At 67.8% G+C, this 16,035-nt stretch carries 17 protein-coding genes; 6 read left to right on the top strand and 11 right to left on the bottom strand.

Features of this window, described 5'->3' with window-relative positions; translation table 11 throughout:
• Window positions 1–21 precede the first annotated feature (21 nt).
• Window positions 22–894 (top strand): LysR substrate-binding domain-containing protein, encoded by an 873-nt coding sequence (locus ACEN9N_RS16560; protein WP_413313722.1) that lies wholly within the window; start codon window positions 22–24, stop codon window positions 892–894.
• Between the two features lie 27 nt (window positions 895–921).
• Here ACEN9N_RS16560 and ACEN9N_RS16555 read toward each other — a convergent pair whose 3' ends face one another.
• The 8 genes from ACEN9N_RS16555 to ACEN9N_RS16520 all read right to left on the bottom strand — a co-directional run bounded on the left by ACEN9N_RS16555 (window position 922) and on the right by ACEN9N_RS16520 (window position 8,978).
• Window positions 922–2,514: a diguanylate cyclase domain-containing protein gene (locus tag ACEN9N_RS16555; RefSeq protein WP_495654030.1), complete on the bottom strand. Its 1,593-nt coding sequence runs from the start codon at window positions 2,512–2,514 to the stop codon at window positions 922–924.
• A 79-nt stretch (window positions 2,515–2,593) separates the two neighbouring features.
• Window positions 2,594–3,421 (bottom strand): GNAT family N-acetyltransferase, encoded by an 828-nt coding sequence (locus tag ACEN9N_RS16550; protein WP_413313724.1) that lies wholly within the window; start codon window positions 3,419–3,421, stop codon window positions 2,594–2,596.
• 8 nt (window positions 3,422–3,429) lie between these two features.
• Window positions 3,430–4,524 (bottom strand): hypothetical protein, encoded by a 1,095-nt coding sequence (locus ACEN9N_RS16545; protein ID WP_007837288.1) that lies wholly within the window; start codon window positions 4,522–4,524, stop codon window positions 3,430–3,432.
• Window positions 4,524–5,468: a methyltransferase gene (locus tag ACEN9N_RS16540; protein WP_495654029.1), complete on the bottom strand. Its 945-nt coding sequence runs from the start codon at window positions 5,466–5,468 to the stop codon at window positions 4,524–4,526. Before ACEN9N_RS16540 ends, ACEN9N_RS16545 begins: the two co-directional genes overlap by 1 nt.
• On the bottom strand, window positions 5,465–6,367 hold the full coding sequence (locus ACEN9N_RS16535; protein ID WP_495654028.1) for an iron-containing redox enzyme family protein: 903 nt from the start codon (window positions 6,365–6,367) through the stop codon (window positions 5,465–5,467). Before ACEN9N_RS16535 ends, ACEN9N_RS16540 begins: the two co-directional genes overlap by 4 nt.
• A gap of 106 nt (window positions 6,368–6,473) precedes the next feature.
• On the bottom strand, window positions 6,474–7,304 hold the full coding sequence (locus ACEN9N_RS16530) for an urease accessory protein UreD (RefSeq protein WP_495654027.1): 831 nt from the start codon (window positions 7,302–7,304) through the stop codon (window positions 6,474–6,476).
• A 124-nt stretch (window positions 7,305–7,428) separates the two neighbouring features.
• The gene (locus ACEN9N_RS16525) at window positions 7,429–7,956 is read right to left on the bottom strand and encodes a nucleoside deaminase (RefSeq protein WP_413313727.1); all 528 of its coding nucleotides are present in this window, start codon (window positions 7,954–7,956) and stop codon (window positions 7,429–7,431) included.
• Window positions 7,953–8,978 (bottom strand): ABC transporter substrate-binding protein, encoded by a 1,026-nt coding sequence (locus ACEN9N_RS16520; RefSeq protein WP_007836107.1) that lies wholly within the window; start codon window positions 8,976–8,978, stop codon window positions 7,953–7,955. Before ACEN9N_RS16520 ends, ACEN9N_RS16525 begins: the two co-directional genes overlap by 4 nt.
• Before the next feature lie 334 nt (window positions 8,979–9,312).
• Here ACEN9N_RS16520 and ACEN9N_RS16515 point away from each other — a divergent pair, with 334 nt between their 5' ends.
• Complete coding sequence (locus ACEN9N_RS16515; RefSeq protein WP_495654026.1) at window positions 9,313–10,395, top strand: aromatic ring-hydroxylating dioxygenase subunit alpha; 1,083 nt, start codon at window positions 9,313–9,315, stop codon at window positions 10,393–10,395.
• A 12-nt stretch (window positions 10,396–10,407) separates the two neighbouring features.
• Here ACEN9N_RS16515 and ACEN9N_RS16510 read toward each other — a convergent pair whose 3' ends face one another.
• Window positions 10,408–11,709 (bottom strand): D-amino acid dehydrogenase, encoded by a 1,302-nt coding sequence (locus ACEN9N_RS16510; RefSeq protein WP_495654025.1) that lies wholly within the window; start codon window positions 11,707–11,709, stop codon window positions 10,408–10,410.
• 128 nt (window positions 11,710–11,837) lie between these two features.
• On the opposite strand from ACEN9N_RS16510, the gene ACEN9N_RS16505 reads away from it, so the two are divergent.
• The 4 genes from ACEN9N_RS16505 (at window position 11,838) to ACEN9N_RS16490 (ending at window position 14,052) form a co-directional block, all read left to right on the top strand.
• A complete protein-coding gene (locus ACEN9N_RS16505) occupies window positions 11,838–12,305 on the top strand; it encodes an Lrp/AsnC ligand binding domain-containing protein (protein WP_007836101.1) in 468 nt (155 codons plus the stop codon).
• A gap of 25 nt (window positions 12,306–12,330) precedes the next feature.
• A complete protein-coding gene (locus tag ACEN9N_RS16500) occupies window positions 12,331–12,732 on the top strand; it encodes an OsmC family protein (RefSeq protein WP_007836099.1) in 402 nt (133 codons plus the stop codon).
• Window positions 12,733–12,825: 93 nt separating this feature from the next.
• Entirely contained in the window at window positions 12,826–13,722 is an 897-nt protein-coding gene (gene lpxO, locus ACEN9N_RS16495) for a lipid A hydroxylase LpxO (RefSeq protein WP_007836098.1), read from the top strand.
• A 108-nt stretch (window positions 13,723–13,830) separates the two neighbouring features.
• Window positions 13,831–14,052, top strand: a complete 222-nt coding sequence (locus tag ACEN9N_RS16490; protein WP_007836097.1) for an oxidoreductase-like domain-containing protein — start codon at window positions 13,831–13,833, stop codon at window positions 14,050–14,052.
• Window positions 14,053–14,153: 101 nt separating this feature from the next.
• Here the strand turns inward: ACEN9N_RS16490 and ACEN9N_RS16485 are convergent, their stop codons facing one another.
• A complete protein-coding gene (locus ACEN9N_RS16485; protein WP_007836096.1) occupies window positions 14,154–14,534 on the bottom strand; it encodes a cupin domain-containing protein in 381 nt (126 codons plus the stop codon).
• A gap of 127 nt (window positions 14,535–14,661) precedes the next feature.
• On the bottom strand, window positions 14,662–16,029 hold the full coding sequence (locus tag ACEN9N_RS16480; protein ID WP_495654024.1) for an HlyD family type I secretion periplasmic adaptor subunit: 1,368 nt from the start codon (window positions 16,027–16,029) through the stop codon (window positions 14,662–14,664).
• Window positions 16,030–16,035 lie beyond the last annotated feature (6 nt).

Raw genomic sequence — 16,035 nt, 5'->3', positions numbered from 1 at the left:
ACACTTCAATAAAATTAATACATGCCCACGCTCGATCTCGAACTGCTGCGTTCCTTCGCGGCCGTCGTCAGCCACCAGAGCTTTGCCGCCGCCGCTGTGCACCTCGGGCGCACGCAGTCGGCCATCACGCAGCAGATGCAGCGGCTGGAGGAGCAGATCGGCCACCCGCTGTTCGCCAAGCAGGGCCGGCAGAAGCGGCTCACGCAGCACGGCGAGAGGCTGCTCACCTACGCGCACCACATGCTCGCGGTGAACGACGAAGCGCTGCGCAGCCTGCGGCAGGGGCAGCTCGAAGGCAACCTGCGCATCGGCGCGCCGCACGACGTGGCCGAGACCATGCTGCCGCTGCTGCTGACCGAGGTGGCGCGCACCTCGCCGCTGCTGCAGCTGGACATCCACATCGGCCGCAGTCCCTACCTGATGACCTCGCTCAAGAGCGGCGAGGTCGACATGATCATCTCCAACCGCGCCGACGCGCAGTTCGACGGCGTGGTGCTGCGCAACTCGCCCACCGTGTGGCTGTGCGCCGCGGGCTACGTGCACGACCCGGCCAAGCCGGTGCCGCTCATCATGGCGGACGGGCCCAGCATCTTCCGCCGCATCGGCCACGAGGCGCTCGACGCGGCGGGCGTGGCCTGGACGCCGCGCTACACCTCGTCGAGCCTGATCGGCATCAAGGCTGCGCTGCGTGCGGGGCTGGGCGTGACGGCCCGCGGCGTGGAACAGCTCGACGCGGGCCTGCGCGTGCTCGGCGCGGGCGACGGCATGCCGCGGCTGCCCGACCTGGCGTACTACCTCTACGTGCGCAGCCACGTGGTGAATCCGGTCACGCGGCAGGTGTTCGAGACGCTGAAGAAGCACCTTCGGCTGCCGCGCACCGACATGCCGGCGTAGGGGCCGCGGCAGCGGATGATGCCGCGCTCAGTGCGGCGTCGGCGTCACTGCATAGTTGCCGCGTCCGCTCCGCTTGGCCCGGTACATGGCCGCGTCGGCCGTGGCGAGCAGGTCTTGCGGCGTTTCGTTGCCGTCGCCCAGGGCTATGCCGATCGATACGCCGATGACCGTGTCGCAATGCCCCGTCTCCAGTTGCAGCGGCCGGGCGATCGCGTCGATGCAGCGCTGGGCCAGGGTCGTCGCGCCCTGTTCCGCGGAGCCTTCGAAGTCGGCGGCCAGCAGCACGAATTCGTCGCCCCCGATGCGCGCCACCGTGTCGGTCTGCCGCACCAGGCCCTGCAGCCGTTGCGCGATTTCCAGCAACGCCTTGTCGCCCGCCTCGTGGCCGAGCGTGTCGTTGAGTTTCTTGAATCCGTCGAGGTCGAGGTAGAGCACGGCCATCTGGCGCGCATGCCGCTTGGCCCGTAGCAGCGCCTGCTGGAGCCGTTCGTCGAGCAGCTTGCGGTTGGGCAGGCCGGTCAGGCTGTCGTGGTGGGCCAGGCGCGCCAAGGCCTTCTGGTTGTCCAGCAGCTTGGCCAGCAGCCGGTTGAAGGCCTGCGTCAGGTACCCGATCTCGTCGTCGCGCACCACCCGCAGCGGCGTCAGCGCGAGTTCGCCGCGGGTCATCCGGTCGGCCTGGTCGGCGGCGCGCAGCAGCGGCCGCAGCAGCCACGCCATGATCAGCCCGATCACGATGAGTACCGCTGCCACGGCGGGTGCGCGTTGCTGCAGGATGAAGGTCTGCATGCGCCCCACCGGGGCCAGCGCTTCCGAAACGGGCAGCCGGGCCACCACGAACCAGCCGCTGTTCGGCACCGAGGCGATGGCGGAGATTTCGTCGATGCCCTTGGCATTGCGCGTCGTCCCGCTGCCGCGATAGCCCGCCATGGCGCGGTCGTGCAGCGGGTTCACGCCGTCGGGCGGGGTGGGTGTGAGGGACATCGAGACGTCCGTCGAGGCCACGAAGATGCGGTCGCGCGGCGACACCACCAGGATGCCGCCTGCTTCGCCCACGCGCCCCTGTTGCAAATGGTCGAGCAGGCCGTCGGCCGAGAGGTCCGCCGTGCCGAGCAACACGGCGGCCACCTGCCCGGCGGCGTCGCGCACGGGCACGGCCATGGGCAAGACCGAGTGCCGGGAGGCTGTGGCCCGCGGACGGCCCGGCGCGGACTGCCCTGCGCGCGCGGACGCGAATTCCGAACCGTCCGTTGCGAGCTGCCCCGTACCGTCGAGCCGCTTGCCGGTGGCGTCCGCGACCATCAGGCCGAGCGGGAAGACCGGGCTCAGCGTGCTGCGCTCCGCCAGCCATCCCCGCAGCCGGTCGGGCTGCGTCAGGAGTTCCGGCGGCAGGGTGGCCGCCAGGCGTTCGAGGAACGACAACCGCTCGCCCAGGTAGTTGTCGACGTTGCGCGCCACGTAGGCGGCCAGCGCCGTTTGCTGCACCGCCACCGATCGGGTCAGCTCCTCCCGCAGGAAGCGGCTGAGCTGGATGTAGCTGCCGGCGGTTCCCACCACCGCCATCAAAAGGCCCATCATGAGCAGGCGAACAACAAGGCTGTTGGCGGATTTTCTGAAGTTCACTCTGGCGGTGGGGCGTGAGGGCGTGAGGTGCGGGACTGTATCCCAAGCGCCCGGGCGCGCCGTGATCGCGCCCGAAACGTCACGCGGCGACGCCGAAGAAATGCTGGCGGTAGCGCGGCGACACGTCGTCCACGCGCAGCATCATCGGCAGGTCGGCGGTGTTGAACGCGACATCGAGCGCGGGCGGGCCGAGCAGGCGCGCGCCGCAGCGCAGGTAACCCTTGATGAGCGGCGGCGCGGCGGGAGGCGCGGTGTCGCTGTCCGCATCGGCTTCTGCATCGGTGTCCAGCGGCAATGCGATGCGTGGCTCCACGCGCCAGCGCTGCTCGACCAGGTGCGTGCGGCACAGCTGGTGCCACAGCCGCGCGGCAGCCAGGCCCTGGTCGTCGAGCCCGATGCTGGCGCAGCCGATCATGGTGTCGAGTGCGTGGTCGACCATGTACTGCCCCAGCGCGGCCCACAGCGCCATGATCACGCTGCCCGAGCGCCAATCCGCATCCACGCACGAGCGGCCCAGCTCCAGCGCCCGCGCACGCAGCGGCGCGAGCGGCGCCAGGTCGAACTCGGTGTCGGTGTAGAAGCCGCCCGCGCGGCGCGCTGCTTCCGGAGTCAGCACGCGGTAGGTGCCGATGAGCGGGCCGCGGCCGTGCACGGGGTCCACCGCATGCACCAGCAGGTGGTCGCAGAAGGGGTCGAAGCGGTCGGCATCGAGTCCGGGCGGTGTGCCTTCGGGTGGCGCGAGACGGGCGCCCATTTCCTGCGCGAACACGCGAAAGCGCAGGCGCTGGGCGTCGCGCACGTCTTCCTCGCAATCGGCCCAGCGGGTTTCCAGCAGGGGCGCCGCGGCAGCGAGCGGCGCGAGCGAACGGCGGGGCAGGGCGTGCGAAGCGGTGATGTCCATGTGCATGCGGCAATTCAGTTGGATGGCGGATAGCGGTCGACCAGGCGGTTCTGCCGCCGGTTGAGCCGTGCGAGGGCGAGCAGGCCGATGGGCCGTACGCCGGCCTTGCGCTGCGCTGCGCCGATGGCGAACAGCAGCCGCTGCTTGGCGAAGACCATGCGAAAGCCCTGCAGCACGCCGATGTCGGGGTCCCAGGCCTCGATGGCTTCGGATCCCGCGCCGTTGATCTCCATGATGGTGAAGCCGCGCCCGGCGCCGAGTTCGCGCAGGTTCTCGCAGCGCACGTCGAAGCGCCCGAAATGGAAGTCGGGCATGTCGCGCGCGATGGCGTCGATGGCACGCACCAGCTCGGGCGTGATGAGCGCCGCGCCGTCGCGGTACAGCCCGCCGACGCGGGTCGAGCCGATGGTGGCCAGCCGAACCTGCTGGCCGGCGGCCGGCACGCTCTCGGATGGCACGCTGCATTCGTGGCGCGGCGAGCGCGCGATGCGGCGCGCGCGCACGTCGGCCGCCACGAGCTGCGCCACGGTGCTGCGGCCGTCGCCCGTCACGCGCGGGAAGTAGCGCAGCGCGAGGCCGATGATGCGGCCCTCGCCGGTGACGGGATCGCGTGCGTAGAAGATGCCTGCCTCGCCTTCCTGCGGCAGGTAGCGTTGCAGCACGACCGTTTCGCCGGAAGGAAAGGCGGCCAGGTACGCCCGCAGCGCAGCCATGTCGGGCAGCAGGCGGACGCCGTAGCCGCACAGGCCCAGGTCGGGCTTGGCGACGATGGGGAATGCGAGGCCGTTCTCAGCCATGATTCGCCGCAACGAGTCTTCGTTCGCCGTGCCATCGTTGAACACTGCGCAGTAGTCGGCCGTGAGCGAGCGCGCCAGCGGCCCCATGCCGCGGAAGTATTCGAGCTTGCCTTCGCCCACCAGTCCGCCCGAGGTGAGATGCGGGTTGGCCGCCGACGGCAAGGTGGCACCGCCGTAGCGCAGCGACAGCCACAGCCACTGCACCACCAGCGGCACGCAGATGAGCCACTTGGGCATGCGCTCCAGCACGCTGCATTCGCGCACCACGGCGAGCCGCGCGGTGTCGGCGCCGAGGTCGAGTCCGGCGGCCATCACGCGGCCTCCGCTGTGCGCGTGGCAACGAGCCCGACGGCGGCGATGCGGTCGATGTGCGCATACACCGGGCGTTCCAGTTCCTCGCCGAACACGTCGGGATCGATCTCGGCATACGACCACTCGAAACCCGGCGCGGTGAGCAGCGGCCGTATCTCGGCAAGGAACGGGTCTTCGCCATCGACCATCGCCACGCCGGTGTAGAGCAGCAGCTGCCCGCCCGGCGCCAGCCGCTTCAGCGACTCGGCCGCGATGCGCACGCCGAGCGCCCGCCCGAGCCGCGCGCCGCCGTGGCGGTAGGCGCGCTGCGCGGCATCGTCGAGGTAGGGCGGGTTCGACACGATGAGGTCGAAGTCGCCTTCGACCGCCGACAGCGCATCGCCCTGCGCGAGCGTCACGGGGATGCCGGCGGCCTCCGCATTGACGGCCGTGTACTCCAGCGCCAGCGGATTGATGTCGTTCATCACGATCGTGCAGGGCGTGTCCATCGCCGCCAGCGCACGCGCCACCGCAATGCCGCCCGCGCCGCTGCCGCAGCCCACGTCGAGCACGCGCAGCGGCTGCTTTGTCTTGCGCGGGTTCAGCGCATAGCGGATGAAACGCCCGAAGCGATGCGTGTCGGGCCCGAAGAACACGGCGTTCTCCTCGACCGTCGGGTAGGCCGAGTGAAAGAACAGGTCGTCGCCGAGGCTGGCTATGCGCACCGTGCTGCGCAGCAGCGACCCTGTGCGGCGCACGATGCCGGCCTGCTCCATGCCGGCCAGCAGTTCCGGCGGCACGGTGCCCGCTTCGAACGGCAGGTTCCAGCCGAAGATATCGCGCAGCGTCGCTCCCGGCTCGCGCCCGCGCCGCGCGAGCACGCGCTGGTGGGTCAAGGGCGTGACGGTCGTGAAGCGATAGCCCGTGGCCGCCACCTGGCGCAGCACGCCGGCTGCGTTCATCATGCGGCGACCTCCTCGGTTTGTTGCAGTTCGGCGGTGTAGCGCGCGAAGCAGCGCTCTCCGCAAACGAGCCGCATCAGCGCGCCCTCGGCGATGAACTGCCCGCAGGACGGATCGGCCTCGACCAGCGGCCGGATCACCTCGCGTATCCACGCGCGCGAGTGCGACACGTCGAGCGCCGCATGCAGGTCGAAGTAGGCGCGCGCACGGCCGCTCAGGCCCAGGCGGCGCATGCCGGCCGCCACCTGCTTCACCCGCCCGGGGGCCGTGAGCTCGATGACGCCGAGCGCGCCGATGGCGTGGTACGCGTAGCGCCGCGTGGTCGCCAGCCCGACCATGGTGTTGGCCAGCGCGAGCGACTCCCATACGGTGGTGTCGATGGCCGGATGCAGGTCGAGTTCGCGCACCATGTGCTCCAGCATCTGGCCGTGCATGGCGCTGCGCTTGCCATGGCCCATCTCGTCCCAGAAGTTGCGCGCGCACTCGAGCTTGGGCTGCGGCGGCAGCTTGACCTGGGCGCAGGCCAGCAGGTCTTCGAAGCCCGCTTCGCCCGCGGCCTCCTGCGTGAGGAACCAGCGCATCTGCGGCAGCGTGGCTTCCTGAGCCAGCCAGTCGAACAGCGGGTGATGCTGGCCGGGGCCCGTGCGCGCGAGCGACTCGAACCAGCTGGCGAAATGGTCCGCATTGCCGGCCGAGGCCGATGCCGCCACCTGCACCGTGGTGCGCAGGGCTTCGAGGTACCTGCCTTCGATCAGGCGGCATTCATGCTCTCGGGCGAGCTCTTCCTGCCAGTGGGGCGACGGGCTGCCGAACTTCAGCCGTGCGGCGTTGAAGTGCGCCAGATGCCGATGAAGCTGCGTTTCCGCGTGGGTGTGGGCGTTCGGGGCGTTGTCTGGAGACATGGCCGATCCTCGTCATCCGCTGGGCAAAAGAGGCAGCGTGCGCCTTTGCAAAGCGACTGTCCGTCAGACGGCGCCTACAGATTGGCCCCAGGGGCGAAGATCGGGCTCAGGTCGCCCAGATGCGCGGCGTGGCCGCAGGCAGCTGCCACAGCTCGCCGCGCCATGCCTGCCAGACTTGCCGCAGCAACTGCATCGCGGGCTCGACCACGGGCGCGAGCACGCGCAGCACGACCACTTCGGCATGCGGGCTGGTAGCACCTGCGCTGCCGAACAGCGGGCTCGCTTCGAGCAGTGAGCGTGCGTGCGCCAGCAGGGCCTCGCGCCGGGCGCGCGCTACCGGCGAGCCCGCCACGAAGAACAGCGAGGCCAGGCAGCGGTGGCTGTTGAGGCCAATGGGGCTTTGCAGCAGCCGGTGGTCGGCCGCGTCGATGCGTCCGCGCTCCAGCCACACGCCGGGCACCTCGATGTGCTGCAGGTAGCTGCCGCGCTCGAAGGGCTGGTTGGCATTCGGCAGGCCGAGCGCAGTGATGTCCCAGCCGATCAGCTCGGCGCCGGGCTCGATCTCGATGGAAAGCCGGTTCTCTGCCTGGCAGCCGCTGTAGCAGATGGCTTCGAGCGGCAGCCATTCGAGCCGCGCGCCGGCTGCGAGGCGGATGCGCGTGCGCTGCAGCGCCAGCTCGCCTTCGGAGCGGTAGAAGCGCGAGGCGCCGGGCGTGGTGATCAGGCCATGGCTGCCGTCGGCGGCCTCGATGCCGAGGTCGAGCGTGTCTCCACCCACCAGACCGCCCGGCGGATGCACGAGCACGTTGTGGCAGACGGCGTCGCCCTCGGGGTACAGGCTCTGCAGGATGCGCAGCGGGCCGTCATGGCGGAAGCGGGCGACGGTGCGGGCGGATTCCCGCTGGTAGGAGAGATGGAGACGGGCGTGCCAGGGCATTCGCGGAGTCTAGTCGGGGTGTTTTCGTGGAACACCGCGGAACCGGCTTCGCCGGGCCGCCGGTGTTGCCCCCGGTAGGGGGTTGGCGAAGCGACACGAAGTGCGCGAAGCCTGGGGGCGAGCCCTACTTCCAGGCGCCGTCGTGCGCGGCACTCGCTTCGTCGATGAGTGCCGGCCCGATGCATTCGATCGGGTGTGGCGAGGCGCGGAACACATCGCGGCACGACAGCTCGGCATCGCGCTGGTCCTGCCGCTCGCCGCGGAACACGCGCAGGCGCTCGGCATCGATGCCGAACACCACGCGGCCGATGTTCGACCAGAAGATCGCGCCGGCGCACATCACACAGGGTTCGCCCGAGGCATAGAGCGTGGCGCCCGCGAGTTCCTCGCGCGGGAGCTTGCGCTCGGCCAGCGCGCGCAGCGCATTGATTTCTGCATGCGCCGTGCAGTCGCCGGTCTCGGTATTGCTGTTGCCGGCTTCGGCCAGCACTTCGCCGGCGGCCGAGACGATGACACAGCCGAAGGGGCGGTTGCCCCGGCGGCGCGCCGCGTGCGACCAGACGATGGCCTTGCGCAGATAGCGGCCGTCGCGTTCATCGAGTGCTGTTTCGGCGGGATAGTTGACGGTGTGGGTGTCGCTGTGGAAATTCATGCTTTGGGAAGGGAGCGTTCGATGCGCAATGGAAGCATCGAAGTATTGAAGATGGCGTCGGACGCGGGCTTGATCTTGAGGCCGAAGACATCGGCCACTTCGTCGACCTGCTGTTCGAGCAAGAGCTTCCGGATGTCGCCGAGGCCATGATCGCGCGTGTCGGCCGCGCCCACGTACTGCGCGGTGATGCCCCAGCGCTCGAGTTCGATTTTCTCATCGAGGATGGGCTCGCGCTGGCGCATGGCCGCGATGCTCGGCGCCGGATTGGAAAAAGTCTCGACGATGGCGCGGTTGCTCGCGCGCAGGAAGGCCGCGACCACCTTCGGGTTCTGCGCGATGAGATTGCTGCCCGCAAGGATCGCGTTGCCGTACAGATTGACGCCCGCGTCGGCGTACTTGAGCACCGACAGTTCCTCGGGCTTCATGCGCGCGAACAGCGACACGGCCGAGTCGTGGAAGTAGGTGGCGGCATCGACGTCGCCGCGCACCATCACGTTGTCGCGCGCGCTGAAGTCGGTGGTCTGCCACTGGAAGGCGTCGGCGCGCATGCCCTGCTTGCGCGCGACCAGGGGCCATGCACGGCGGGTCGATTCGACGGCGGCGGCCGCCACCTTCTTGCCCGCGAGGCTCTTGAAATCGCCGGTCACGCCGCGGTCCTTGCGGCCGATGATCGCGAACGGTGCGCGGTTGTAGTACTGGTACACGGCCTGCACCATCGGCGTGCCGGGGTTCTGCGCATTGAACTCGACCAGCGAACTGATGTCGCCCAGGCCGAGCTGGTAGACGCCGCTGGCGATGCGGGTGATGGAGGCCACCGAGCCGGCGCCGGTGTCGATGCTCACGTCGAGCCCCTCGTCCCTGTAGTAGCCCTTGGTCTGCGCGAGGAAGAAGGGCGCGGTCTGGCCGTTGATGCGGAAGTCGAGCGTGAACTTGAGCGGGGTGAGCCTGGCGCCGCCCTGCGCGAAGACGGCGGGAGCGGCAAGGGTGGCGGCGCTGGCCGCGAGGAAGGATCGACGTTGCATGTGGGGCCTCGGAAGCTTCGGTTCTTGAATCCCTCCGCAAAAATGCGGCGGGCGTTTCAAGAGCAATTTCCGGGCGGGCGCACGTTCGTGGTGCGTGCGCTGCTGAACGCTTCTACTCTTGCGGTGGGTCATGCACGACGCATGCCAAGGGATTTTGCTCGGGCATTGCAAGGGAAAACGTGCGCCGACCAGGAAGCCGCGCCACAATCCGGGCGCGCAATTTGCAAAGCAGGTTGCGCAGAGTAGAAGCGTTCAGCCACGCGACGGTTCCCGTCGATGGCAGGAAATTGCTCTTTCAGTTCGTCCCCCACACGACCACCGAAGGAGTCCGCGCATGCTCGTCACCCAACAACCCGTCTTCCGCAAGTTCTGGCATGCCGTCATGCCGCTCGCCGAACTGGCCGGCGGCCCGAAGCCTTTCAGGCTGCTGGGCGAAGACATCGTTCTCTTCATCGACGCCGACGGCCAGCCAGCCGCGCTGCGGGACCGCTGCTGCCACCGCACCGCGAAGCTCTCGAAGGGCTGGTGCGTGGACGGAGAAGGCCGGACCTGCGGCACCGGCGCTATCCAGTGCGGCTACCACGGCTGGACCTACGACCGCAGCGGCCAGGTCATCCGCATTCCGCAGTACGAGCCCGACCGCAAGATCTCGCCCGAGTACCGCACCGCGGCCTACCGCTGCACGGCGCGCTATGGCTATGCGTGGGTGGCGCTCGAGGAGCCCATTGCCGACATCCCGGCCATTGCGGAGTTCGACGACCCGGGCTACCGCACGATCTTCCAGTTCTACGAAGAGTGGCAGACCAGCCCGATGCGCGCGCTGGAGAATTCCTTCGACAACTCGCACTTCAGCTTCGTGCACCGTGCCACCTTCGGCGTGGCCGCGAGCCCGAAGCCGAGCAAGTACGAACTGGTGGAGAACGAGTCGGGCTTCTACGCGGAGACGGTCATCGATGCGGCCAACCCGGTGAAGTTCCATGCGATCAGTGGCGTGACCGATCCGATCACCACGCGCCACATGCGCAACGCGTATTACCTGCCGTTCTCGCGCCGGCTCGACATCGAGTACCCGAGCGGCGTGCGCCACATCATCATCAACTGCTTCACGCCCATTGACGACGGCCGCATGCAGCTGTGCCAATGGCTGTTCCGCAACGACACGGAGGCTGACTGCACGGCGCAGATGCTGATCGACTTCGACGACGCGGTGACGCGCGAGGACAAGGACATCCTCGAATCGACCGACCCCGATGCGCTGGTCGATACGCGGCGGCGCGGCGTGGAGTATTCGATGGAATCGGATCGGCCCGGCATGCTGATTCGCAAGCACCTGATGCAGCTGCTGGCGAAGCATGGCGAGGCGGAGGTTTATCGCGGCATGAGCAGTGCCGTGATTCCGATTGCAAAGGCCGCCTGAGCGGCCTCCGCATCAAGCCGGGGCAGTCGCCGGGTTCGGGCGCGTTGCGTGCGACGAGCCCTGTTCGTAGCGGTCCATCGCCAGGCCATCGGTGCGGATCTCCGGGCGCTGGCCCATCACCATGTCGGAGATGAGCTTGCCCGAGCCGCAGGCCATGGTCCAGCCCAGCGTGCCGTGGCCGGTGTTGAGGAACAGGTTGGCATAGCGCGTGCCGCCGACGATGGGCGTGCTGTCGGGCGTCATCGGGCGCAGGCCGGTCCAGAAGCTGGCGCGGGGCACGTCGCCGCCGGGGAACAGGTCGGTCACCACCTTCTCGAGCGTGGCGCGGCGTGCGGGGTTCAGGCGCAGGTCGAAGCCGCCGAGCTCGGCCATGCCGCCCACGCGGATGCGGTTGTCAAAACGCGTGACGGCCACCTTGTAGGTCTCGTCGAGCACCGTCGATTGCGGCGCGAGCGATTCGTCGAGCAGCGGCACGGTCAGCGAATAGCCCTTGACCGGGTACACCGGGATGTCGAGGCCCAGCGAGGCGATGGCGGCGCGCGAGTAGCTGCCGAAGGCCATCACGTAGCGGTCGGCCGTGAGGATCTTGCCGGCGGTGGTGCGCACGCCGGTGATGCGGCCGCCGTCGCTTTCCAGCGCGTCGATGGTCTGGCCGAAGCGGAAGTCGACGCCCAGGCCGCGGGCGATCTCGGCGAGGCCGCGCGTGAACAGGTGGCAGTCGCCGGTTTCGTCGTTGGGCAGGCGCAGGCCGCCCGTGAGGCGGTCGCGCGCGCCGGCCAATGCGGGCTCGACGCGGGCAAGCGCATCGCGGTCGAGCAGTTCGTAGGGCACGCCGCATTCCTCGAGCACCGCGATGTCGCGCTGCACCGCGTCGAGCTGGGCCTGCGTACGGAACAGCTGCAGCGTGCCGCCGGTGCGCTGCTCGTACTGCAGGCCGGTGTCGGCGCGCAATTGCTGCAGGCAGCCGCGGCTGTATTCGGCCACGCGCATCATGCGTTCCTTGTTCACGGCATAGGCCTCGGGCGAGCAGTTGCGCAGCATCGCGGCCATCCAGCGCAGCTGGAACAGCGTGCCGTCGGGGCGGATCGACAGCGGCGCGTGCTTCTTGAACATCCACTTGATCGCCTTCAGCGGAATGCCCGGCGCGGCCCACGGCGTGGAGTAGCCCGGCGACACCTGGCCGGCGTTGCCGAAGCTGGTTTCCTCGGCGGGGCCGGCCTGCCGGTCGAGCAGGGTGACCTCGGCGCCCGAGCGCGCGAGGTAGTAGGCCGTGGTGGTGCCGATCACGCCGCCGCCGAGAACGATGACTTTCATGGTGTATTCGCCGATTCAGATGGAATGAGTGGAATCTAAAGTGCACAATGCAGTGGATTTCATCGTTTTCAGTGAATTGGCAGTGAAATTCACTGAGACTCATCGTCCAACGCCGCGCCAGAAGTGAAATGCCCGAACTCGACCGAATCGACCGCCGCATCCTCGACCTTTTGCAGCGCCAGGGCCGCGTTTCCATGACCGAGTTGGCCGAGCACATCGGCCTGTCGGCCTCGCCCTGCGCCGAGCGCGTGAAGCGCATGGAGCGCGACGGCGTCATCACCGGCTACCACGCGCACGTGTCGCCCGAGGCACTGGGCAAGACGCTGCTGGTGTTCGTCGAGATCAAGCTCTCCGCCAAGTCGGGCGACGTGTTCGACAAGGTGCGCAAGGAGCTGCTGCACATGCCCGAGGTGCTCGAATGCCATCTGGTGTCGGGCAGCTTCGACTACCTCGTGAAGGCGCGCCTGAGCGGCATGAGCGAGTACCGGCACCTGCTGGGCGACATCCTGAAGAAGCTGCCGGTGGCGGCCGAGTCGCACAGCTACGTGGTGATGGAAGAGATCAAGGAAACGCTGATGCTGGCGGTCGACCGCTGAGCACACACCTCATTCAAGGACAGGCATGACCATTTCGATTCGCCGCGACGGCACCACCGGCACGCGCCACATCCTCAAGATCCGCAACCACGAGATTCCGGTCGACGCCTCGCCCGCGGGCGGCGGCAGCGACGCGGGCCCCGAGCCGCATGACCTGTACGACGCTTCGCTCGCCGCATGCAAGGCGCTCACGGTGCTGATCTACGCGCGCCGCAAGGGCATCCCGGTGGAAGACATCGAGGTCGTGGTCGACCGCGACGCCAGCGAGGAGCGCAAGGGCGTCTACCGCCTCAAGTCGGGCCTGCGCCTGAGCGGCGACCTGAGCGAAGCGCAGCGCGACGAACTGCTGCGCGTGGCGGGCAAGTGCCCGGTGCACAAGCTCATGACCGAGGTGAAGACCGAGATCGAGACCGGCTGGGCGGACTGAGCGCCAAGTGCCGCACGGCCAAAAGGCGTGGTCAGGTCCGTTTTGGGGCAAGGATTTACACTAGCCGGTGCCGTTTACAGGACACTTTCAACAATGAAGTGGGTCATTCTCGCCATCTTCGCGCTCAGTGCGCTCTACGTTCATTTCCGCGGCCAGGTGCGGCATCGCTTCTTCAGGCAGCTCTCCGACCACTCGACCTTCCTCGCTCCGCTGAACGTCTTCATGTACCTTTTCTCGAAGGTGCCGGGTACACCGTACCTGTCGCCCGCGCAGTTCCCCGAGATGCGCGTGCTCGAAGAGAACTGGGAGGTCATCCGCGAGGAAGCGCTGGCCATGCGCAACGGCGGCAGCATCAAGGCATCGAGCCAGTTCAACGACGTGGGCTTCAACTCCTTCTTCAAGAGCGGCTGGAAGCGCTTCTACCTGAAGTGGTACGACGAGGCGCATCCCTCGGCCGCCGTGCTGTGCCCGCGCACCACCGAACTGCTGAAGGGCATCGGCACCATCAAGGCCGCCATGTTCGCCGAACTGCCCCCGGGCAGCCGCCTGGTGCGCCACCGCGATCCCTTCGCCGGTTCGCTGCGCTACCACCTGGGCCTGTGGACGCCGGGCGTGGAAGGTTGCTACATCGACGTGGACGGCCAGCGCTACCACTGGCGCGACGGCGAGGCCGTGGTGTTCGACGAGACCTTCATCCACTACGCCGAGAACACCACCGACCACGACCGCGTGATCCTGTTCTGCGATATCGAGCGCCCGCTGAAGTACCGCTGGGCCAGCGCCGTGAACCGCTGGTTCGCAAAGAACCTGCTGGCCGCCGCGAGTTCGCCCAACGACGTGGGCGACAAGACCGGCGGCATCAACCGCGCGTTCAAGTACATCTACCAGATCCGCGTGATCGGCAAGCGCCTGAAGGCGTGGGACAAGCGGGCGTACTACCTCGTGAAGTGGGCCATCTTCGGCGGCCTGGCGCTCTGGATCTTCTGGTAGGGCCACCAGGGCCGGCCTCTCGCGGCCTTTGCTGAACGCCAAGGGCGGTGAAGGATTGGCCTTCCCCTCGGCTCGAATCGAACCCCGACGCATGAAGATCTGCCGCCCGTGAACGCCATCGACCGGCTGCCCGAACCCACGAACCTCGCAGGCGCGCAAGCGCTCATCGCGCGCGTGCAGGCATTGCTCGATGCTGCGGGGCTTGCGATGCGTGCGCCGCCGTCCGAGCCCACCACCTGCTGCGGTCGCGGCTGCAACGGCTGTGTGTGGGAGGGCTGGCTTGCCGCCGTGGCCTACTGGCGCGACGAGGCCTCGCTGATGCTCGGTTGAAGGCTCGGACATGGCGCCCCTGGCCGCGGCAAGGGGCGCTCGCGATCGCATCCCCGTTCGATCATCCCGAAAATTTCTGCCCCTGAGGCCTCCGCCCTGGGTCAGCTCTTGGGCTTTGCGTATTCCTCTGCGCTCATCACCTCGAGGCCGACGAACGAGTCGTTGCCTTCGACCCACGCGTCGTGACCCGGCGGGATGGTGTACGACATGCCTTCCTTGATGACGGCCTGCGAGCCGTCATTCATTTGCACGGTGATTCGACCGGAAACCGCATACCCGACGTGAGCCACCTGGCAACTGTCCGTGCCCACGACCGGCTTGATGCATTTCGACCAGCGCCACCCGGGCTCGAACTTGAAGCGTCCGAGCGTGTACCCCTCGAGGCGGACCACTTCGACCCGGGTCTTTTCAGGCTCCCGAACCTCGTCCGGTTCGTCATGGGATTTCGTCTGAAGCTTGTTGACATTCATTGGACTTGCCATCGCTACTCTCCTTGCACGAAGTGAGCAACTGGTTCGCGGCAGCCTCGTGCCAAGCCGCACGTGAACGATTGAATAGTAGTCCTGGGCCACGCGTGCGGTGACCTGGAAGCAGTGTTTTCTTTACCGATCATTCTTCCTTCATGGAGGCTGCGATGCGCTTGGTGAGCGGATGCAGGAGGTAGACGAGCAGCGAGCGTTCCCCCGTCTTGAAGACCACCTCGACCGGCATGCCCGGCTGCAGCGAGCGTTTGCCCAGCTTCCTCAGGCCCTCCTGCGTCACTGCCACCCGCGCGAGGAAATAGCTCGTGTTGGTCTGGGCGTCCGTCAAAAGATCGCCGGACACCGAAACCAGCTTGCCCTGCACCACGAGCTGCGGAGAATGGGCAAACGTCGAGAAACGCACGTCCACCGGTATGCCGGCGTGGACGCGGTCGATCAGATGGGGTGGCACTCTCGTTTCAAGCAGCAAGGGCTCGTTGGCAGGCACCACATCCATCAGCTTTTGCCCCGGCGCGATCACGCCACCCACGGTCTGTGCCACCAGCGCCACCACCTGGCCCGAAGCGGGCGAACGGATCTCGGTGCGGCCCAGTTCGTCCCGCAAGGCAAGAAACTTCTCGAAGTCTCCAAGCACCTCGCGGCTGACTTCCGCCTGCTGCGTCTCCACTTCCTTGTGATATTCCTGCTGCCTGGCAATGGCGCGCTGGCGAAGCTCCGCGACCGACCGCCGGGCCCGGCCCATGTTGCCGATGAGTTCGGCAATGAAGGTGCTCGATTCCGCTGCCTGGCGTTCCATCTCCAGCTGGCGAGTGCGCGGGACATAGCCTTCGGCAACCATCTTGCGTGTCTGGGTCAGTTCCTCGTCGAGAAGCGAAAGCTGGGTTCGGCGGCTGCTCAACATGCTTGCGTAGGCTTGGGACAAAGCTTGCTGGCCCTGGATGTTCTCTTCGATCGATTGCAGGTCGGCGCGCAAGGCGGCGCGGCGCGACCTGAGCAGTTGCTCCTGGTTGAACATCTGTTGCCGGATCAGCGGGTCCGCCGCAGCCGCCTGCAAGTCCGGATGGAATTCGATGGCGTCCTGTCCCCCCTGCTCGGCCAGCAGGCGGCCTTGTATGGCGCGAAACCCCAGGTAGCGCTGCCGCACCGTTTCGAAGCTCGCCCTGGCCGCGGCGTCATCGAGCTTGAACAGCAACTGTCCTTCCTGGACTTGATCGCCTTCGCCGACTCGCACCTCCTTGAGGATGCCTCCGACCTGGTGCTGGACCGCCTTGCGCTTCGTGTCGATGGCGACCTGCCCCTGGCTCGGCACGCCCTCGTCCAGCGGAGCAAATGCGGCCCACAGCAGAAACCCGCCGAATCCTGCGACCAAGGCCCATGCGCCGATTCGCCCTGCGCGTCCAAACTCGTTTCCGAGTCCATTGGCATCCTGCGATCGATCGTCCTCGATCGGCGAGGGGACGGAACTCACGTCTCTGAGAAGGTTCGGTTTGGCCATTTGGGA

This window comes from Variovorax sp. Varisp46, assembly GCF_059491885.1.
Note: the sequence above shows the minus strand (reverse complement) of the source record. Positions and strands in the feature narration are given on the sequence as shown.